The 20800-nt window shown below is 63.3% G+C and carries 17 protein-coding genes and 2 pseudogenes; 5 read left to right on the forward strand and 14 right to left on the reverse strand.

All coding sequences use genetic code 11. From position 1 onward, the window contains the following. Positions 1-60: 60 nt before the first annotated feature. The 3 genes from I6N91_RS10775 to I6N91_RS10785 are packed head-to-tail and all read right to left on the reverse strand — an operon-like array spanning position 61 to position 4342. Complete coding sequence (locus I6N91_RS10775) at positions 61-1173, reverse strand: right-handed parallel beta-helix repeat-containing protein (protein WP_307843328.1); 1113 nt, start codon at positions 1171-1173, stop codon at positions 61-63. Beyond that, entirely contained in the window at positions 1170-3011 is a 1842-nt protein-coding gene (locus I6N91_RS10780) for a right-handed parallel beta-helix repeat-containing protein (RefSeq protein WP_198812551.1), read from the reverse strand. Before I6N91_RS10780 ends, I6N91_RS10775 begins: the two co-directional genes overlap by 4 nt. After that, complete coding sequence (locus tag I6N91_RS10785; protein WP_198812552.1) at positions 3008-4342, reverse strand: glycosyltransferase; 1335 nt, start codon at positions 4340-4342, stop codon at positions 3008-3010. The genes I6N91_RS10780 and I6N91_RS10785 overlap by 4 nt, the downstream gene beginning before the upstream one ends. A 1340-nt stretch (positions 4343-5682) precedes the next feature. Between I6N91_RS10785 and I6N91_RS17490 the strand changes: the two genes are divergently transcribed. Then, positions 5683-6135: an ANTAR domain-containing protein gene (locus tag I6N91_RS17490; protein WP_198812553.1), complete on the forward strand. Its 453-nt coding sequence runs from the start codon at positions 5683-5685 to the stop codon at positions 6133-6135. A gap of 90 nt (positions 6136-6225) precedes the next feature. Here I6N91_RS17490 and I6N91_RS10795 read toward each other — a convergent pair whose 3' ends face one another. Continuing rightward, positions 6226-7083 carry a helix-turn-helix transcriptional regulator gene (locus tag I6N91_RS10795; RefSeq protein WP_198812554.1) on the reverse strand — a complete coding sequence of 286 codons (858 nt, stop codon included), beginning with the start codon at positions 7081-7083 and terminating at the stop codon, positions 6226-6228. A gap of 101 nt (positions 7084-7184) precedes the next feature. On the opposite strand from I6N91_RS10795, the gene I6N91_RS10800 reads away from it, so the two are divergent. Beyond that, positions 7185-7952, forward strand: coding sequence for an SDR family oxidoreductase (locus I6N91_RS10800; protein ID WP_198812555.1), 768 nt, complete (start codon positions 7185-7187; stop codon positions 7950-7952). A 106-nt stretch (positions 7953-8058) separates the two neighbouring features. Beyond that, positions 8059-8208 (forward strand): annotated as a pseudogene (locus I6N91_RS17495) (MFS transporter); the annotation flags it as partial. Between the two features lie 266 nt (positions 8209-8474). On the opposite strand, the pseudogene I6N91_RS10810 reads toward I6N91_RS17495, so the two are convergent. From I6N91_RS10810 to I6N91_RS10830, 5 genes and pseudogenes are all read right to left on the reverse strand, one after another. After that, positions 8475-8660: pseudogene (locus tag I6N91_RS10810) on the reverse strand (chromosome partitioning protein ParB); the annotation flags it as partial. 254 nt (positions 8661-8914) lie between these two features. Then, positions 8915-10072 carry an IS30 family transposase gene (locus I6N91_RS10815; RefSeq protein ID WP_374058944.1) on the reverse strand — a complete coding sequence of 386 codons (1158 nt, stop codon included), beginning with the start codon at positions 10070-10072 and terminating at the stop codon, positions 8915-8917. A 66-nt stretch (positions 10073-10138) separates the two neighbouring features. Beyond that, entirely contained in the window at positions 10139-10618 is a 480-nt protein-coding gene (locus I6N91_RS17590; RefSeq protein ID WP_374058945.1) for a transposase, read from the reverse strand. Positions 10619-11029: 411 nt separating this feature from the next. Continuing rightward, entirely contained in the window at positions 11030-11719 is a 690-nt protein-coding gene (locus tag I6N91_RS10825; RefSeq protein WP_198812558.1) for a response regulator transcription factor, read from the reverse strand. Continuing rightward, positions 11716-12879, reverse strand: coding sequence for a sensor histidine kinase (locus tag I6N91_RS10830; protein WP_198812559.1), 1164 nt, complete (start codon positions 12877-12879; stop codon positions 11716-11718). The genes I6N91_RS10825 and I6N91_RS10830 overlap by 4 nt, the downstream gene beginning before the upstream one ends. Before the next feature lie 170 nt (positions 12880-13049). On the opposite strand from I6N91_RS10830, the gene I6N91_RS10835 reads away from it, so the two are divergent. Both I6N91_RS10835 and I6N91_RS10840 read left to right on the forward strand, forming a co-directional pair. Then, complete coding sequence (locus tag I6N91_RS10835; RefSeq protein WP_198812560.1) at positions 13050-13475, forward strand: hypothetical protein; 426 nt, start codon at positions 13050-13052, stop codon at positions 13473-13475. A gap of 224 nt (positions 13476-13699) precedes the next feature. After that, positions 13700-15061, forward strand: a complete 1362-nt coding sequence (locus tag I6N91_RS10840) for a multicopper oxidase family protein (protein ID WP_198812561.1) — start codon at positions 13700-13702, stop codon at positions 15059-15061. A gap of 531 nt (positions 15062-15592) precedes the next feature. Here the strand turns inward: I6N91_RS10840 and I6N91_RS17150 are convergent. The 5 genes from I6N91_RS17150 to I6N91_RS10860 form a co-directional block, all read right to left on the reverse strand. Continuing rightward, entirely contained in the window at positions 15593-16096 is a 504-nt protein-coding gene (locus tag I6N91_RS17150) for a DUF4192 family protein (RefSeq protein ID WP_307843332.1), read from the reverse strand. Beyond that, positions 16080-17243: a low temperature requirement protein A gene (locus tag I6N91_RS10845; protein WP_198812562.1), complete on the reverse strand. Its 1164-nt coding sequence runs from the start codon at positions 17241-17243 to the stop codon at positions 16080-16082. Before I6N91_RS10845 ends, I6N91_RS17150 begins: the two co-directional genes overlap by 17 nt. A 490-nt stretch (positions 17244-17733) precedes the next feature. Further along, the gene (locus I6N91_RS10850) at positions 17734-18183 is read right to left on the reverse strand and encodes a carboxymuconolactone decarboxylase family protein (RefSeq protein WP_198812563.1); all 450 of its coding nucleotides are present in this window, start codon (positions 18181-18183) and stop codon (positions 17734-17736) included. A gap of 63 nt (positions 18184-18246) precedes the next feature. Beyond that, entirely contained in the window at positions 18247-19050 is an 804-nt protein-coding gene (locus I6N91_RS10855) for an SDR family oxidoreductase (RefSeq protein ID WP_233091733.1), read from the reverse strand. Between the two features lie 142 nt (positions 19051-19192). Then, positions 19193-20779, reverse strand: coding sequence for an MFS transporter (locus I6N91_RS10860; protein WP_307843329.1), 1587 nt, complete (start codon positions 20777-20779; stop codon positions 19193-19195). Between the last annotated feature and the right edge of the window lie 21 nt (positions 20780-20800).

A 20800-nucleotide genomic window follows, 5' to 3' on the forward strand; every position in this document is an offset into this window, starting at 1 on the left:
TTTTGGGTAGGGGGTATCGCGGATTGTCCTGAAATGTGGTGGTGCGGGGTTGGAGGGTGGTCAGCCGGAGGTGCAGGGTTCGTTCGACAGGCCTTCTCCGGCATCGGAGGCCGTGTTGCTGCATTCGACGACGTTGTCTCGCACGGGTTTCAGTGAGTAGCCGAGCCCCGGTCCGTTGACGTCGGCGTCATTGTTCCGAAAGACGTTCTCGGTGCCCCAGCCGTCAACGATCTCGTGGGTCTGAAAACCGTCTAGTGGGGAGTTCGCGCCGGTGTTCTCGGAGATGAGCCAGCCGCGGCCCTTCACATCGACCCAGGAGTCGGCCTTGACCATTCCGGAGCCGTCGAACGAGTTGGCACGCAGCACACCGTCCGAGGTGCCCTCCTTGATGTCGACGTTCTCCGATGTGGTACTGGAGATCCTGTTGCCCGAGATCTCGTTGCGATCGCTGCGGTCCGGCTCGCAGTTGCTGATATCACACCAGTTGCTCTCCGCGGTGCCAATGTAGATGCCCTCACCAAACTTGGGCTTCCGGAGGCCCGTGTCGCTGATGGTGTTCCCGATGACGCGGTTGTCGGTGCTGAACTTCCGCAGGTGGATCGCCTCGTCCCCGGTGGTGGTCACGGTGAGGCCCTGGATCACGGTGTTGGTGCTCTGGTCCACCATCACGCCCTTCTGGCCGTTGCGGACCGTGAAACCTTGGAGCACCCAGTGGGAGGAGTTCTCCAGGTGCAACACATAGCCGTCGTCGGTGGTCCCACCATCGAGGATGCTCTTTGCATCCCCGCACAGCGTGATCGGTTGCTCCGCGGTACCGGTCGCGGAGGCGGTGAAGTTGCCCATGTAAACACCGGGTGCAAGCCCGATGACATCTCCCGGCTGCGCTGCGTCGAGCGCGTCCTCGAGTTGTGTCGAGTTCGCCACCCGCACGGTGGGTTCCGGGCACGCGACCGGCGTTTCCACAGGGGCGGGCGCCTCGCCGGCGTCCCGTGTTCCTTCCGGATCCTGCGTTGCTTCTGGGCCCTGTGTTGCTTCCGGCACGGGTTCACGCGCGTTCTGCGCGGCATCGTTCCCCCCGCCTGTTCCATTCAATGCGATCATGACAATAACGACGGCGACTACGAGCGCGAACACGGCGAGGATGAGCGCCGTGACCTTCCCGCGGCGGTTCACTGGGCCTGCCGAATGTCTTCGATGCGGACAACCCCACGACTGAGTGCGGACAGCGGCACCCGTTCCTCGTAGGGGTTACGGATCGTCCGCACGCGCAGGTGCCTCTTGCGGGTGAAGGTCGTCGCGACGAGCAGGGCCCCGAGCAGCAGCCAAATAAAGGTCAGCGGCTGAAAGACTGAATTCGCGACGCTGTGCACGGTCAGTGCGGGACGCCAGTCGAGCAGTTCGTTTTCCCCGACCAGGGCACCGGTGGAGGTTTCGTCCCAGATGGCGACGGTTCCAAAGCCGCCGATGTTGTTGCCGGCGACTTTCGTTTCGGCTACTTCGCCCACCAGGGACACTCCGTGGCCGGACAGTGTCCCCATGGTGTTGCCCGTGACGGAGGCGGTTGCATCGCGGACGTAGACACCCGTGTCCCCGCCGGAGATGGTGTTCCTCCTGATGACGGCTTCAGCCCCTGGTTCCCGGACCGCGATGCCCTGCCGGTGCTGGTCTTGGATCTCATTGTTGATGATGCTCACCCCTTCGGCTGCATAGTTCACGACGACGCCCACCTCGTTGCCTCGGATGGTGTTGCCGGCGACGCGGAGGCTGTCCCCACCACTGATCTCGATGCCGTAGCGCCCGTTATCTGCGACAGTGCTACCGACCACACGGTTTCCGCCGTAGATGACCACCGCGGTGCCTACGGCGTTCGGGCCGTCCGCCAGCGGTTGCCCGTCCAGGGTCACCCCGTTCCGCCCGTTGCCGCTGGCAGTCACGTCCCGCATCTCGATCCTTGTGCTGGAGCGCCCGACCGTGATGCCGTCCACTGCGTTATCGTGCGACCTGGTGCCGGTGATCGTTGCGTCGGTGACGGAGCGGTGCAGTACCAGCCCGTCGACAAGGCTGCCGCTGACGGCGGTGTCACGAATGGCGATATCTCTGGCGTTGGTGACGAAGAGGCCAAATGCGTTGTCCTTCACCGTCAGGTTGTCGATGCCCGCCGTGACGACGCTGTAGTCGAGTTCGGTCTGTTCGGCGAGCGACTTCAGTTCCTGTTCGGGCAGGAGCCGCGCTCCCGCTGGGGTGATCGACTCGGCCGGCGCCGTGGCTTCCTGAAAGGTGCCCGCGGTGTCCGTCCCCGTCAGCGCGAGGCCGCCCGTGTTACCGCTCCAAAATCCCAGGGACGATACCGTGGCATGTGAAAACGAGGCGTGGCCGCCGATGACCCGAACGTACGCGCGCCCGTCAGACGTGTCGGTGTCCGCCCCGGATCCGTCCCAACTCGTGATCTCAACATCGGAATTCTCGGTACCTGCCAGGGAGAGGGATCCACCGAGCGCCACGATCGACACAAACGAGTCCTCGTTGCTCTGCATCCGCACGGTGGTTCCTGCATCGCCGGCCAGCGACAAGGTGGCACCGGGCAGCACCACGATGTTCTCGGTCAGCATGAAGGTCTCGGAGGCCAGCTTCTCGAAGGTGTCCGGTGCGAGTCGGAGGAGGTCGGCCGTGGTGTAAGGCGCGGTCCTCGCCGACAGCACGAGGGTAGTCGTGGCTCCGGTCCGGAGGCGATACGGACCCTGGAGTCCCTCGACGCGCCAGCGCGCTGCTGAGGCGATCGTGCGGACGTAGACGAGGCGTTCCTCCTCGCTTTGGACAATGCGGGCCTCGCTGCGGGGGTTGCCTGGATACAGCTCTCCCTGCACATTGCCGTTCGCGGCGATCTCATTGCGGCCGTAAGCATCGGCTTCGGACTTTTTCCAGAGGTTCCCGGCAGCGATGAAGCCTGCGCCGACAAGCGCGATGACGACGACCACGAGGAGGCTAAGCATAAGCGGCTTGCGGCGTGTCACGCGACCGCCTCCCGTGCGTCCTCGGAGGTTTTGTAGGTTCCTGTCTTCGACTCAAGGCTGACGGCGTCCTGACCGTCACCGCCGATCTGATCTGCGTGCCGCGTCAGCCAGCCCTGCTTGTTCATGGTGAAGAAGGCATACAGCTTGATCGGCAGCGCGACCAGGATCACGGCGAAGGCGAGGACGGGCAGAATCATGATGTCCCGGGGGTGACGGCGGAGGTGGGAGATACCACGGAGGCCCCGGCCGAACAGCAGCCAGCACACCGCGGCAGCGACGCCGAGTACGGTGAAGTCCAGTCTGTTGAACAGCAGGTAGAACATGGTGAGCCCCATGGTCACCGGTGTCAGCAGGATCTGCAGGACGGTGACCTTGGTGATGAATGGCACGCGCCACAACCAACCGGTGCCGATCGCGGTGAGGTAGCAGCGATACGAGTTCCGGCTCCACCGCACCCGCTGCTTCACGAAGGCCCGAAAGCCTGCCGGGAACATCGATAGGGCCCTCGCGCTTGACTGGTGCACGGTCTTGTACCCGGAGGCGAGGACGAGCCAGGTCAGGCGGCCGTCGTCCCCGGAAATGCACCGCTTCCCGAGGAAGTATTCGTTCTCGAGGTGCTCCAGGACGGGCAGGACGGCCGTGCGGCGGTAGACCGCGGAGCGACCGGAGATGCAGGGCACCGCTCCGGCGGCGCCCATGGCCGGCACGTAGTCGAGGTACCGCAGGTTCACGAGCCAGTCCGCGACACGGCGCCAGACGCTCGTGTCGCGCCGGTAGACGGTCTGGTGGGTGCCGACCGCTCCAACGAGCGGATCGGTGAACGGCATCTGTACGTTTCGCAGGAGGTCCGGCTGCCACCAGGTATCCGAGTCTGTCAGCACCAGAATGTCGTACTGGGCGAGGCGGATCCCGACGCCCAGAGCGGACCGCTTCCCTACGTGGTGGAACAGGATGGGTTTGATCGTCGGGTCCTGAAGTGCCTCGATGCGGGCGTATGCGTCGAGGTCGCCGACATCGAGGACGATGATGATTTCGTCCGGGCGCTGCGATCGCCACGATTCAAGTGCGCTCATCAGGATGTCAGGGTCCTCGTGGAAGGACGGCACCACCACGGACGTCGTCGCCCGGTAATCGGTCACGATCGGCTTCGCACGGTGCGAGAGGATGAACCGGTAGAGCCATAGACTCCACACGATGGCGCCGGCGACGGCAACGGGGAAGTATGGTGAAACTTCTGCCCAGAACGCGTTGACGTCAGTCCAGCCGAGGCTGGAGATCCAATCGGATAACTGGTCGCCGAGTGCATCCAGCCCAGGTTCAAGGGCGGACATTGACGTTGATTGTGCAGTGAGCGGTATCGAGTACATTGAATTCCTCGGACAGAGCGAAATACCGTGGAGGTGCACAAGAAGCCCTCCAGGCCCCGGATCGGGGTGGTTCGGGGCACGACGTTGTCCCTGTTAATGAATCTAGGGGGGTATCAGCGGGGTCTACCGCATAGTAGGTACCTCATTCTGATTGGGAGCTACCCGAAAAAAAGTCAGTTGCTTCGCCGGCATTACCTGAACCCAATTGTTAATCTGCAATACTGCGGAACTTAGGAATTTAGAAAGATTCGCCTGCGAAAATTGCATCTGGCCCCCGCGCAGGACGAGTTCGACCGTACCGCGGCTCGGAGCCACTTTCATCGGCGCGTGACCGAAGCCGCCGCTCAAGGGTCCACGGCAGTGTTCGACAAGTTCGTGCAGAACTTCCATGGGACCCATCGGAGGACTGAAACCCGGGGAAGGAGCCCACCAGCGGGAGGGGCAGAGGTACCGTACCGGACGGGCCGCAGGGCGGGCTCATTAAGCGGTAAGAGGATTGGTTTGCGGGCTGGTCTCGGCCTTCACCGGCTCCTTCGCCCTGGCTGGCGCGGTGGATTTCGAGATGCGCGTCCGGATGAGGCCGAGTCCGGCGCGGAAAGGCCCGCGGCTGCTTCTCCAAAGCGACGGGCAAAGCTGGGGCTTACCGAGGAGCACTACAGGATTGCGGAGGACTATAGACGGATGCTATCTGGTGAGACTTCTCAAGCGGTCGTCCCGGTTGGCGCGGCGATCGAAGCCCATACGGGACGCGAACGATACGTCCACCGATTCTCCGTATTCCTCCCGATGCTCCTGCAGCGGTTCCGGTAAGAACCTGTTGTGAACCAACTTGATGAAGGCCCGGCATACTGAGGTAGCCGGCCGGAACTTCGATCTGCTTAGCAGGCTCAGCCCGATACATTCAAGATCTTCATCGACCGGGATGGCATGTCCTTCGACCGTTAAATAGTCGGCTGTCGAAGGAGATCCGGCAGTCGGATCATTCTGCCCGTCTTTGTCGCTATCCGGCGCCAGCCCGGATGCCCTACCGTATGTGCTGTGAGCTCAACTGCGGCCCAAATCGATTCGCGCAGAAAGAGTGCAGCCGGCGCCTTCCGCCCACGGATCCGTCCCCTCTGGTGAAGGGGGGAGCCTTACGCGAAACTTTGCTGAACTGTCCGACCGGCGCCTACGAGCACCATTTCGCCACCGGTGAGCTGCGCTGGTCCGACGAGATGTACCGGATGCACGGGTACCGGCCAGGAGAAATAGTCCCCAGCCTGCGATCCGGATTCCCCTATGTTCCGGCCGAAGAATAGGACGCGGTGCGCGCCCATTGGAGGCGCCTGCTTACCGGTGGGGGACCGGTCGCCGGCTACCACAGCATCATCGACCGTCGCGGTAACCGGCATTGGGTCCTCAGCGTCGGAGACCTCATGATCGATGCCGGGATTGCGGTGGGGGTGCAGGGCATGGTCACCGACCTCACCCGACCCATGAACGAGAGCCTGCACCGAGCGGCGGATGAGGCCGTGGCCGGTTCGGCTGCGCGCCGGGCGGTGATTGAACAGGCCAAGGGTGTCCTGATGGGCCGGCATGGGATCAGCGCCGAGGAGGCCTTTAACGCGCTGAGCACCCACAGCCAGAACAATAACCGGCGGGTCACCGACCTCGCCCAGGACCTCGTCGACGCCGTCACCGGCCAGGGAAGCAAACGGGCCGCCACGGGCCCCAACGATCAGGTGGAGTCCCTGCTGCGTCCCCGCACGGATCCCTAACGCGATCCCGTACCAGCACCGACAGCAGTATCCCGAGCAGGAGCAGGCCGAGAATCGGCCGTGTGGGGTGGCGGAGGGATTTGCCGCGGTTCACAGCTGGGTCAGCCCGCGGGCGTTGAACTGCTGGTGCCCGAGCACCGCAAGCAGCTTCAGCTTCTCGAAAGCCTCTGTCTGTGGCGGTGCTGTGAGGACCAGGAGGGCCTGGCCCTGGTCCTCGGTGAACAGGGCCTGGCAGTCAAGTTCGATCTGCCCGAGTTCGGGGTGGAGCAGCGTCTTGTGGTCCTCGAACCGGGACGCCACCTCGTGCAGCTCCCATAGCTCGGCAAACTCTCCGCTCGTCCGGAGCAGCTCGCGTACCAGCCTGCCTGCCCGGGACTGCGGGCCAGTCCCGCCGTACGCGGCCCGGAGTCCAGCCACCTGGGCCTTGCCCTGCCGGAGCCGGTCTTCGTCGGGGTAGTTCGAGCGTTCGGCCGGGTCGGTGAACCACCGGTACACACCGCTGCGAGCCAGCCCGGTGTGCCGAGAGTGGTCACCGAAAAGCGCCATGGCCAGGCTGTTCTGAACGAGCGTCTCCCCGAGACTGGAAAGAATCACCGCCGGGGTGTCCGACAGCCGGTCGAGAACCCGCATCAGCGCAGGCGCCACATGGGTGTCCAGCGGGGTACGCCGAGGTGCGCTGTGACCGGCGAGGCGGTAGAGATAGTCCCGCTCGAAACCGGTCAACCGCAGCGCCCGGGCCAGCGCTGCGAGCATCTGTTCGGACGGTTGGGGACCCCGGGCCTGTTCCAACCGGATGTAGTAGTCGGTTGACATCCCTGTCAGCCCGGCGACCTCCTCGCGGCGCAGCCCGGAGGTGCGCCGCCGCGGCCCCGTCGGGAGACCAACGTCCTCCGGGCGCAGCCCGTCACGGCGGGAGCGGAGAAAAGCAGCGAGGGCATGGCGGTCCATGCCTCAATCATCGGCGAGGAACGCCCCGGTAAACAGGGACCAGGAATCCTACGATCATTACTCCTCTCCCGCTCCTCCAAAGTCCGGTGCAGGATCAGGACATGAACATCACCGGAAACACCATTTTCATCCCCGGCGCGACCTCGGGCATCGGCCTCGAACTCGCGCTTCGCCTTCAAGCAGCCCGCAACGTCGTCGTCATCGGCGGCCGCCGCAGCGACCTGCTGGAGCGCCTCACCGCCGAGCACGGCCTCTCCACCGTCACCATTGACACCACCGATCCCGCCTCCGTGCTGGCCGCCCGCGACCAGGTCCTGGCCCAACACCCCGACCTGAACGTGCTGGTCGCCATGGCCGGGGTGATGGGGCCTGATGACGTCCGCACCTCCGGTTTTCTTGAAGGCGCAGAACGGATCGTCGAGACGAACGTGCTTGGTCCGCTGCGCCTGATCGCGGCCTTCAGCGAGCACCTGCAAACCCGGCCCGAGGCCACTCTGATGACCGTATCGTCAGGGCTGGCACACACCCCGCTGGCCCTCACGCCGACGTACAACGGCTCCAAGGCCTTCATCCACCGGTTCACCGAGACCATCCGGCTCCAGTTCGCTGACACCCCGGTTCAAGTCATCGAGCTCGTCCCGCCGGCCGTGCGTACGGAACTCATGAGCGGCGGGTCGCAGAACGAGCACTACCTTCCACTCGACGCATATGTGGACGAGGTCATGGCTCTCCTCGAGACCCAACCCGAGGCCAGGGAAATCCTCGTCGACGCCGTGAAATTCCTCCGTTTCGCCGAAATCGAGAACCGCTATGACGAAGCAGTTGCTGCGCTCAACCCCTCGGTGAAACTCAAGGTCGCCGACAGGTGAGGCTGCACATGGATCTGCTGACCGCCGCGGACCTGCGCCGCACTTGAGTATCATCACCCGGTAACCGGGGTAACCGGCTTCGGACCCGAGCACCAATAATGGAGGGGTGGGTGAACGCCGGGCGTGGTTGGTGTGGGGGACCGGAGTGGTCGCCTACCTCATCGCCGTGACCCAGCGGACGAGCTTCGGCGTCGCTGGGCTTGAAGCGACCGAACGCTACTCTGCCAGCGCCTCCGCACTTTCCATCTTCACCGTGGGGTGCAGCGTGGATGGCACTATGCAGGTGATGCGCGCTCAAGGTTCCCGTCTGGCGGCGAACCGCCCCGGCACCTGCGGACACAATGGCCACCATTCGTGATGTGCCCTGATCGGCTGGGCCTGCTGTGCAGGGTGTATTCCCGCCCTGCACAGCTTCCGCCACTGCTATTCTGCGGTCAACTCCCCGGCCATCAGTTCTTCCTCATCGGCGTGGACTTCCTCGAAGGTCTCCGCGTCCTCGTCTTCCTCGGTGTCCTCGTCCGGTTCGTCTGACTGCTTGGTGCCGTCGAGGAGAATCTGCTCGACCTCACTGGCCGTGTACCCCCATGCGACCAGCTGGGTGAGGTAGGCGAGGTGGCTCCCGGCCGGTGAGCGCCACGAGTCCTTAGCGATGGTCTTTTCATACCCTGCGCACACCAGCGCGATTAGAGACACCTCGGGGCGGGCGGTCGGGAGCAGCTTGATTCTCACCATCAGCGCAGGAGTCTATTTCTTGACGGGATTTGAGCAAGCTCTTGGAACGCTGAACTTTCTTGCAGCCCTGTACTTTCTTCCCTGAAACAAAGGCGTTGCAGCAGGCAACGCGGAGGCGGTAGAAGTCGATTCCTATCGCGAGGAGTGGTTGGCCGGACAAAGAAGGCGGTCCCAGGAACGCCCGTCGAATCGCCCAACTGAATAGATGTACCAGTGGGGGATCGGTGTATTCAAGCGGTCGTTGCAACGGTCGGGTTTTCTGGTTTGAACAGTAGTTGTTGCATGGCGTGTGCGGGGGTGATTCCGCCGAGGGTTTTACGCGGCCGGTCATTGAGTTCGGTGGCGACCTCGAGCAACCGCTGGGGTGAGTGAACGGATAGGTCTGTGCCCTTCGGGAAGTACTGGCGCAGCAAACCATTGAGATTCTCGTTCGAGCCACGCTGCCACGGCGAGTGAGGATCGCAGAAGTAGATCGCCATCTTCGTGGCCATGCTGATTTGGCGGTGCTGAGCCATCTCGGTGCCCTGATCCCAGGTCAGGGATCTGGCCAGGTGCACCGGCAGGGTTTTGATGGCGGCCAACAGACCATCCCTGACGGTGATCGCACTGTGATCCCCTGGTAGATGGACGAGCATCGCGAATCGTGTCTGGCGTTCAACGAGGGTTGCGATAGCTGACCGGCAGTTCGAACCGAGCACTAAATCGCCCTCCCAATGGCCGGGCACGGCACGGTCAGCGACCTCTGCGGGGCGTTCACTGATGAGGATCATGTCCGGGATCTTCCCCAAACTCTTCACCGTGGTGGAGCGCCTGGGACGCCTCACCGCACGCCCGGTACGCAGGTGTTGATGCAGGTCAGCCCGGAGATGGCCGCGGCCCTGGACGTAGAGGGCCTGATAGATCGTCTCTGGACTCACCTGCAACTCCCGCCGGTCACCACAAGCCATGGCAAGGTGGTCACTGATCTGCTCCGGGCTCCACTTCACACACAACTTAGCCTGCACCAACGAGGCTAGTTCCGGATCATCGAACTTACTTGCCTTCGGCCGCCGGCCGGATAGCTCAGCTCGTTTCTGCGCAGCGTACGGGGCGTACTTCACCCGGTTCGAGGCCCGTCCCCGGAGAGCCGTGGGTGGGTTGTTCCGCTGTAACTCGCGGCTGACCGTCGAAGCACACCTGCCTATTTCCCGGGCGATCGCCCGAACACCACACCCGGCCAGGTGCAGGTCCGCCATTCGTAGTCGTTCCTCCAGACAGAGGTACCGGCCTGAAGGCTCTGGCTTAGCGCGCGGGATACGACCGCCGGTTGCTTGGCGCCAACGGTGTCCAGTTCGTCGATTCACGCCTACAGCATCACAGGCCGCTGTCAGCGTCGATCCCTGGGCCATCACCACCCAGAACCGCGCCTCCTGATCGAGTCGTTCCTTTTTCGACACCACTCACAACACCTCACATCAATAGGGGTGTTGCAACGACCGACTGAACTCACTCATGGCAAGGTGGTCACTGATCTGCTCCGGGCTCCACTTCACACACAACTTAGCCTGCACCAACGAGGCTAGTTCCGGATCATCGAACTTACTTGCCTTCGGCCGCCGGCCGGATAGCTCAGCTCGTTTCTGCGCAGCGTACGGGGCGTACTTCACCCGGTTCGAGGCCCGTCCCCGGAGAGCCGTGGGTGGGTTGTTCCGCTGTAACTCGCGGCTGACCGTCGAAGCACACCTGCCTATTTCCCGGGCGATCGCCCGAACACCACACCCGGCCAGGTGCAGGTCCGCCATTCGTAGTCGTTCCTCCAGACAGAGGTACCGGCCTGAAGGCTCTGGCTTAGCGCGCGGGATACGACCGCCGGTTGCTTGGCGCCAACGGTGTCCAGTTCGTCGATTCACGCCTACAGCATCACAGGCCGCTGTCAGCGTCGATCCCTGGGCCATCACCACCCAGAACCGCGCCTCCTGATCGAGTCGTTCCTTTTTCGACACCACTCACAACACCTCACATCAATAGGGGTGTTGCAACGACCGACTGAACTCACCCATCCCTCAGCGGGCGGTCTTGCGGGCAGGTATAACGCTGCAACGGATGGATTTTCTGTGGGAGAGTTTGCACGGCTGATTTGGAGTTCACGGGGGCAGTAGGGGCAGCCGGCCCGTCGTTCTGGCAAGGATGAAGGTGCCGTTCGTGCTTTGGTTGCACCCAATACTTTCGGGCAGGATAGGACCTGGCGTCGGCGAAGATCAGGTCCACCTGCCGTGTTTTCGGCAGAAACCTGCCCACCAGCGCCTCCACGGCCGAATCTTGAACAATACGAGAACCGGCCCTCCACGATGCCGCAGTGATCCGCGCTATTGGTGTAGGGGGTTGTCGCTCGCCGTTCGGAACCGGTTCTCGTCAATGAGGCCGCTGCGGTGGGCGATGACGACGAGCTGGGATCGGTCGCGGGCGTCGAGTTTACGAAGGAGTCTACTCACGTAGGTCCGGGCGGTCGCGGGACTGATGAACAGGCGTCCGGCTATTTCTGCGTTGTTCATTCCGTGGCCGATTTCTGCCAGGACTTCGATTTCCCGAGGGGCCAGGTGAGCGATGAGGTGGGGATCAGCGGCGGTGCGTGAGCTGGCGGCGGTTCGCATGAGCGTGGCGGTCACTTCCGGGGAGAGCACCGGCCGGCCTGCGGCTACCGTCCGGATGGCCTGGCGCAGTTCATGGGGGGCGATGTCCTTGAGGAGGTAGCCGGAAGCGCCGGCTTTTAGCGCCTCGACGACTGTTTGGTCCTCGGCGAATGTCGTCAGGACCAGAACAGGGATGGTGGCGAGGTTGGGATCTTTGGTGATGAGTTGCGTCGCGGTGATGCCGTCGAGTCCGGGCATGCGGATGTCCATGAGAACAACATCCGGTCGGGTCTCCCGTACCCGGGCCAGCGCGGCTCCGCCCTGGTCCGCTTCCGCGACGATCCTGATATCGCCGTCGTGTTCGGCGAGGGCTATCAGACCGCTGCGCAGAAGCGCTTCGTCTTCGGCGATGACGACTCTGATCATCTGTGGTCTCCGATCGGAAGCATGGCGTTGACGGTGAAGCCGGACGAACCTGCCTCGACTCTGACGTCGCCGCCGAGTAGCGCCGCACGTTCTCGCATGCCTGCCAGGCCGCGACCCTCGACGAGGGTGTCCGTGTCGATGCCCACGCCGTCGTCGATGACCCGGAGATACAACTCACCGTCTTTCACCCGGACAATCACTTTTACGGCTGTTGCCTGTGCGTGCCGGAGCACGTTGGTCATCGCTTCCTGAACGATGCGGAAGGCTGTGCTTGCCGTAGATGCGGTGATGACGGCGGCCCCGACATCGATCAGGAGGTCAACGTCGAGTCCGGCATCGCGTGCTGCCTGGGCCGTGGTCTCGATGCCGCTGAGGGTCAGCGGTGCGTGCTCAATTGTGTCGGGATCTGCCCGGAGCATGGCGAGTGTGCGGCGCAGGTCTCCCAGCGACGATCCCGTGGCACTGACAACATGGTCGAGGGCGTGGACGGCTGCGTCGTCGTCATTGCCCAGGGCCTGCTGTGCGACGCGGGCTTGCACGGAGACGAGTGACAGGGCATGTCCGATGGAGTCATGGACATCACGGGCGATCCGAAGGCGTTCTGCTTCGAGCTGCCGGGCGGTCCTTTCCTGCTGGTGCCTGCGCTCAAGGCGCACCATGTGCTCGTGCTGATCACGCAGGGCACGACGGCTGCTGACGGCCAACGCCAGTGCGATGGCGCACCCGATGAGGGCTGCGTTGGTGATGACGTCATAGGCGAGGACGGCGCTTGATTCGCCGTCGCTCGTTCGGAAGAACAGCGACACGGCCAGCAGCACTACTCCTGCGAGGGACGCTGTGAGGACCCGTCCGCGTTCCGCGGCGCTGTAGAAAGCACCAGCGACCGGGACGGCCATGCCGATCGGCGGGTAGTCGATGGCGTAGTAGGTGAACACTCCAAGGATGCTCAGGGCCAGGACGCCCACGGGCAGCTCCCTGCGGAACAGCAGAAGCGTACCGAAGCCGGCCGCGAATAGGTAAGGGCCGTGGCTTTGGTCCGCGTCGGGGCCCGAGCCGATGGCGATGATGAGCGCGACCACCACGGCCTGCCCCACGGCGACCAGAGCGGTGAGAACCCGGGCCGGAACCTCATCGTCGTGCGCAGCTGTCTCCGCGGACATGTTTTGCTCCTGATGTCGGTGTCCAGTCCTTCAATACTGGCACCGCAGCGCCGCCGCGGGTGTACATCCAAAAGCGACAATTGAACGTCGCTCCGTGACGCAGGCATCCGCAGCAAGTGACGAGCTTGAGCTGACACGCCCGGACCCGGTGCGGATCTAGCGTGGAAGCCATGAAAACAACCCCGCTCATCCGAAGCCTTCACTGGCCGCTGATCCTCGGTCTGACCGCCCTGGCGCTGATCCGTCCGCTGTTCTCCATCGTGGGGTTGAGCGATGCCCTCGGTAAACCGGCAACCCCATTGATCCTGACCGCCGCCATTACCGCGGCCTGGGTCCTCATCGTCGGCCTCAGCCGGGTGTCTCACCCGGTCCTCACCCTCGTCGCTGCCGGGCTCACCTACGCGCTGGCCTCGATCGTGCTCAGTGGAGTGCTTTCCCCGATCTTCACCGGAGAGCTGCAGGGACCCCTCGCGATGCCGCTGGCCGTTGTCCCGGTGCTCATCACCAACGCACTGTGGGGCCTGATCAGCGGCGGGCTTGCCCTCCTCCTCCAGCGGGTGCGTGCGGGCCGCAGCCCGTCACGGGCAACCCGCTGATGAGCAAGCGTGAGGCGCGTGCGGTGTCGCGGCGTACCCTCCTAAAAGCAGGTGGCGTAACCATAAGCGGCTTCACCCTTTCCAACTTCTTGGCTGGCTGCACCATCGATAGTGGTGGTTCGAACAACAGCATCGAGGGCAGCGCCGGCCGCCTGTTGAAAAGCCGGCTTACACTACCGGGAGCTTTCCGTGCCCGCCTTCCGGTCCCGCCCGTCCTCAAGCCGGTGAGCGCTGATGAGACAACGGACCACTACGAGATCACCCAGAAGGCCGGTTCCGCGTCGATCCTCCCCGGAGTCACGACCGAGGTCTGGGGTTATGACGGACTGTTCCCCGGGCCCACAATCGTCTCGCGGCGCGGCAGGCGCACCATCGTTACGCACCGCAACGAGCTTCCCGTGCCGGTGAGTGTCCATCTTCACGGCGGCAGGACCGCCCCGGAGCATGACGGATACCCGACGGATCTCATCCTGCCTTTCGTCGGCGGGGGCCAACACTCCCACCACGAGGGCGCCACGGCAACCGGGAGCAGGGACTACGTCTATGAGATGAATCAACCAGCCGCCACCCTGTGGTACCACGATCACCGAATGGACTTCACCGGCCCGCAGGTCTACCGGGGGCTGGCCGGCTTCCATCTCATCCACGACGACGTCGAGGACGCGCTCGGGCTGCCCAGCGGCGACCGTGACATCCCGCTGATGATCACGGACCGCGCGTTCGCTGCCGACGGCTCCTTCCTGTACCCCTCCGTTGACCCCACATTGCAAGGAACCCCCGGCGTCACAGCGGACTATATGAGCGGGGTTTTGGGGGACTGCATCCTCGTCAACGGTGCCCCGTGGCCGGTGCTGGAAGTCGCTGCCGTGAAGTACCGCTTCCGGATTCTCAACGCCTCCAACGCCCGCCGCTATCGCCTCAGGCTCGACGGCGGACAACATTTCATCCAGATCGGAAGCGACCTCGGACTGATCTCCAGACCGATCGAGCACGAGGAAATCGACATTGCCCAGGCGGAGCGCTTCGACGTCATTGTGGACTTCTCCGGGCATGATGTCGGTGACGAGATCACCATGACCAATGAGCGGGGTGCCGGCCGGACCGCCGACATCATGCGGTTCATTGTCACCCGGCGCGAAACGGACACAGGCGTCGTGCCAGACGGGCTCGTCGACCTCGAAACTCTCTCACCCGACGACGTCTCCGTTGAGAGGGAGTTCGTCTTCGCACGCGGTGGTGCCCAGGCCCATGGGATGACCCTGTGGACAGTGAACGGCAAGCCCTTCAGCCCCGACACCCTCGTTGCGGAACCCAGGTTCGGTACGACGGAGAAATGGACGATCCGAGCCGCCAACGTCGAGCACCCTTTCCACATCCACCTCGCACCCTCCCAAGTCCTTGGCCGGAACGGCAACGACGATCCCGGCCACTACAACCAGGGGTGGAAAGACACGGTCAACCTTGACAATGGCGGCCGGGTCGAACTCCTCATCCGGTTCGACGGCTACCGCGGCAAGTATGTCTTCCACTGCCACAATCTCGAACATGAAGACATGATGATGATGGCTAACTTCGAGGTGGTTTGACACTGATGCGATGGGTCGGCGGTGTCGCTTTTGACGTTCCTTCACCGCAACACCCTCCGGGTGAGTTCAGGCTGCGTGGTCTGAACCATCTTCACGGGTTCATTGTGGATCTTCCTATGGTCACTCAAACTCTCGTTCTGCTGAACAGAGCTGGTGAAGCCGAAGATCGGATGGCGCCCGGCGGCGGCGTACCCTGTCAATGCGGGGTGCCGCTGTCCGGAATGGCCTCCGGTGGGGAGAAAAGGGGGTGTGGACAGTGTCCACACTTTGGGTTTCGGACTGGGCCGTACCGGTGCCGGACTGGTCCGGATTGTCCATGTTCTCGGGGGAGCCGCGGATTTTCGGTGCTTGGAGTCCGGTTCGAGTCCCACTTCGGGCACATGTTTCCCCTAGTCAGAGGCCCTTTTGCTCTCTGACTGTGGACAGCCGGCCCAATTCTGTGGTCCGGGTGCCGGTTTTGGTGGCTGTTTGAAGTTTTCCTGGTGGCTGGGTGCCGCCTTTCTGTCGCGAAGCCCGGGTTGGGCGTTCTTACTACTTCATGGGGGAGCGGTGGGGTAGCCGCATGACTTTGGTGGGGGTTTTTGGCCTGGTCATCTTTCTGAGCAGCTCAGGCGAAACAGCCACGGAGAGTCCGTGTTGAAGCTGCACATGGCGGACGTGATTAGCATCGACGTTGAAGGCAGGGACGGTGCCTGGGGGATCACCGTCGTACGGCGACACTGTGTCGTTTCCTACGAGCAGCCCGTCACGGATGGACATTCCTCGCTCGGTTAAGGACCCGGTTAGAGCCGCGATGGTTGCGGCGTGAGGCCTTGGCTGTCCGGGCTCGGCGGGCATCGATGTGTAAAGGGCGAAGACAACATCGGCGGCCTCACCGTCGTGTGCCAAGTATTCAGTGATGGTTTTCGCGTCGCTGATTTCTGCTCCCGGCTTCGGCAGGTCCATGCGCAGGGTGGCCCCGACGTGCCCAAGTGGGCCACGGTCGCGCTTGGCGTCTGTATACGCATCGAAAATGGCGCTATGCGAGTGCTGGATCTGAGGCTCGTATCTCCAAAGTGATGACGATGGCGATGATTGCCACGGCGGTGACGAGGAGGCTTTGCGGTGCCAGGGCGCTGAGTCCGATCAAGACGGCTAGGGCTGGGATCATGACGTTCTGTGCCCGGGTGAGGGACCTCCTGAGGGTAAGGAGCCAGATGCCGAGGATGAACAAGCTGACGGGTACGGTCAGGGTGGCGGCGGCCTCGGTTGCGGAGAGGGCGGTGGCGGCCGTTTCGTAGTCGATCGCAACTTCAATGCCAGCGGAGAACGCGCCGGCCGCCGCAAAAATGGCGTAATGGGCGTACCCGAACACGAGCGAGTTTCGAAGTCGATCGAATTGATCGTGATGGCTGCGAGCAAAGTAGATCCACCACATGCCGCTTGCGATCACGAGTCCGCATACAGCGACGGCAATTAAGGGCGAGATGTGCTCGCTGCTTTCGGCTGCGTCGATGATTGCGTTGGCGGAAGCGAGTATGGACTCGCCAAGCAGAATCAGGGTGAAGAGTCCGTATCGTTCAGCGATGTGATGGGGATGCCATGGTGTGGGGCGGGAGCTTTCCGCCCAGATCGGCACAGCGATTTCAATGAGGACCAGCCCCAGGAACACCGGGATGCCGCCCTGCTCCGGCAGAGCGAGCCGCGCCAACCAGAGCACTTGGACGACGGAGATGCCGATCGCGTATTTCAGAGCTGTTCGTCTCAGGGGCGCGTCGCCGTGAGCCGCGCGGAGCCATTGCGCAACCATGGCCAGACGCATGATGGCGTATCCGATCGTGACGAGCAAAAAGTCACTTTCCGTCATCGCGTCGCTTGCGCCTGCGGCAATGACGAGCACGCCGCTCATTTGGCCGATGGTGAGCACCCGATACAGCCAATCGTCCGTGTCGAACGCAGTGGCAAACCAGGTGAAGTTCATCCAGGCCCACCAGATGGCGAAAAGGATCATGAGATAGGCGCCCGTGCCGCTGGTGATGTGCTGCTCAGCCTCGGCGTGGTGTAGCTCGGCGGAGGCACGGGAGACGGCTACAACGAACACGAGATCGAAGAACAGCTCGAGCGGGGATGCTCCTCGATGCTCCTCAGAGGGGTTCCTTGGCCGCATGCGGGCTAACCCAAGGCGCATAGGTGCGCTCGTCATCTAGATTGTCCTTCGTTCGTGGGCCGTCAAGGTGAGGCGGACGCCGCGTCGACGGCGACCGCCTCATTAGCCGGCCGGCTGCGGGGCTGGTTCAACCGTCGCGGATGGTCATGAGCGATAAATCGCCACCGAAGACCCGGAAGGCGAAGCTCGACCGGCCATTCGAATGCGTGCTCCTCCGGGCACCTAAAGCAGGGACAGTATTCCCGTCGACGGAGACCTCTTCATGCGCTAGGGTGCCTGAGGCGCCGATGAACTCCTGTTCACTCCACCCATCCCCACACCGGATGCTGACGCTATAGGCGCACGTAGGGGAGATCGTCCCACGTCTCCTTGCTACGGAGCAGTCACCTTGGGGGTGGAGATGGTAGACGCTTTGTAGAGCCGTGGTGCTGGTCTGCCGGCAATGGTGAACCGGGTTTAGCTGCACTTCCGGTGAAGGCAGTCGGTGCTTTCGGTCGCCCGCCTACACCGGAAGCGCATGATCAGACTAGGGTTTGACGTCGAACTCGCTGATGACTGCAACACGATTGAACGCATTGATGGCGATGACGATCCACTGGACGGCGGCAATCTGATCGTTGCTGAGGACCATCTGCTCGCGCTCATGCTCGTATGGTGAGCCGGCGGTGGCTATGAGCGTGGTCTTCTCTGTCAGTGAGAGCGCAGCGCGTTCCTCGGGCGTGAAGTACTCGGTTTCCCTCCATGCGCTGAGGACCGCGAGTCGATCGGGGGTTTCGCCCTGCTCTCTCGCCTGCTTGCTGTGCATGCGGAGGCAGAATGCGCATCCGTTGATTTGCGACGCCCTGATTTTCACGAGTTCGGCCACACCAGGACTCAGTCCGGCGCGCTCGGCGAACTCCTCGCTTTCCTGACTAAGAACCAGCAGAGCGTCATAAGCGCTTGGTGCCAGAGAGTTGATTCTGTTGGGGTGAGTCATGACGTGACTTCTTTCGGACGCGATAGCTGATGATGATGCAGGAACCCTGACAAAAGGGGTGGACTACTTACCTTCGGGGACCGGCTCCTTCAGCCAGTTCTCGAAGCGGGTAGTGAACAAGGTGGCGTTAGGTCCTGGTACCAGCGTGGTGTCGCTCAGTTCCATGCCGAAGTAGAGCGCGTGTGGGTCGGCAACGACGGTGCGAGAGTCGCCGCGTGCAGCCAGTCCCTGGCGGATCAGATCATCGAGCGTGAACTCCTCCGGGCCGGCGATCTCGTGGATCGCGTTGAGAGGTTCCCCCACGCTGGTGCGTGCGACTGCTGTGGCAACGTCTTCCGCCGCTATGGGCTGGATAGAAACGGGGGCCAGATGAACCTCGTCGCCCACGGTTGCGGCCTGTGCGATGCTCTTCACAAATTCGAAGAACTGCGTCGCATGAACGATGGAATAAGGAATTGGGCCTTCAGTGATGAGTTTTTCCTGAGCGATCTTCGCTCGAAAGTACCCACTGGCAGCCATTCGCTCTGTACCCACGACGGACAGGGCGACATGGTGGCGAACTCCAGCGCTGGCTTCTGCCGCGAGGAGATTCCTCGTTGAGGTTGTGAAGAAGTTCAGAACGGCTTCATCTTCGAAAGAGGGAGAGTTTGAAACATCGATGACAACTTCTGCGCCTTCGAGAACTTCAGCCAGACCCTCTCCGGTAAGCGTGTTCACACCGGTATTCGGTGAGGCCGAAATTGCTTCGTGTCCGTGTTCGGTGAGCTTCGTAATGAGCTTCGACCCGATCAGGCCGCTACCCCCGATAACAACAATTTTCATTTTTACCCTTTCATTGGCCGATCTGGAGATGGTGCTTTGCGCCATCCCAGTGCCTGCGATGGCAGAGATCGAGTTCGGTACTGGTATGACAGGACATCGCTCAGATTTGTGACAATGCCCCTACGGCCGCGTCTTCGTACGCTTAGGATCGGGGCGACGGTGCTGCTAGAACCAGACGCTGCGCCCATCAGTGTTCGAGGAGCTTTTGCTTTGATACGGGTACGGGCGTTGGCTGACCGGGCTTCTTCGAGGAAGCCTGCGTGCCGTCCGACCGGTCTCGGGGCGTTCCGCTGCGCGCCTCGTGCAAGGCGCCTGGAGCGGCAGGTGTCCCCGCCACGTCGCAATGCATCGGGTGCACCCTCTCGGGGCCGGCTTGATCATGAGTGGCGGCGGGGTTCCGGATGGTGGCCGCGGCGAGGATGCCGCCGAGCACCAGCACCACGGCACCGATCATGCAGGCCGAGGCGAACCCTGCCGAAAACACCGGCGGGTCGCTGTAGGCGTCACCGGTGAGCCCGACGGCGGCCGGGAGGACGGAGATGGCGACGAGGCCCGCCGCGCGGGCCACGGCATTGTTCACCCCTGACGCGAGGCCGGCCTGATGGTCGGGCACCGCGGTCAGGGCCGCCGACGTAAGCGGGGCCACGAGTAGCGAGAGGCCCAACCCCAACACGACCACAGGCGGCAGCACGTCCAAGACGTAGGACGCCCTAGGCCCGATTCGCAGCATGAGGACCAGCGCCACCGCGCACAACAGCGGCCCCACGGTCATGGGTATCCTCGGCCCGATCCGCGCACCGAGCGCTCCCGCACGGGAGGACAGCACGAGCATGAGGGCCGTTATCGGCAGCATCGAGGTCCCGGCCCCGACCGGGCTGAAGCCCGACACGATCTGGAGGTGAAGGACGAGCAGGAAGAAGATGCTGCCGAAGACGGCGTAGATGAGGAAGGTGACGGCGTTAGCGGCACTGAACTGGCGGTTGGCGAAGATCCGCAGCGGGAGCATCGGATGCGCCGTGCGCCACTCCACGATCAGGAATGCCACGGCAGCGAGGAGGCCCAGGACGGCACTCGCTAGGACGGGCGGCGAGCCAAAGCCCCGGGCTGGCGCCTCGATCAGCGCGTAGGTGGTGCCCGCGAGGGCCAGGGCGCCGAAGACGGCTCCGGCGATATCGAGCCGACCCGTCGCGGCGTCGTCGCGGCTTTCCGGGACATGCCGGACGGCGATCCAGACCACGACGGCGGCAAGGGGCACGTTTATGAGGAACACCCAACGCCAGGAGACGCTCTCCACGAGCCAGCCGCCGAGGAAGGGACCGATCGCGGTCGCAACACCACCGAGGCCCGACCAGGCGCCGATGGCCCGCGCGCGGTCCTCACCCGAGAACCCAGCCTGAATGATGGCGAGGCTCCCCGGCGTGAGCAGCGCCCCACCCACACCCTGGAGGGCCCGCGCCGCGATAAGCAGGCCGGCGTCCGGAGCGAGCCCGCACAGCAGCGATGCGACAGCGAACCAAATGACCCCGACCACGAAGACGCGCTTCCGCCCGAACATGTCCCCGAGGGAGCCTCCCATCAGGATGAAGGAGGCGAGCGTCAGGGTGTAGCCGGTCACCATCCACTGCAGGGCGGCGAAGTCCTCGCCGAGGTCGGATCCGATGGTAGGCAGGGCGACGTTCACCACCGTGGCGTCGATCCCCGCGATGCTGGAGCCCAATACCGTGGCCAGCAGGATCCACCGTCCGGACGCCGTGCCCATCCTGATCCCGCTCACGATCTACCCGCCCATCGACCC

The sequence above is a fragment of the Arthrobacter sp. MSA 4-2 genome, from assembly GCF_016405885.1.
GTDB lineage: Bacteria > Actinomycetota > Actinomycetes > Actinomycetales > Micrococcaceae > Arthrobacter_D.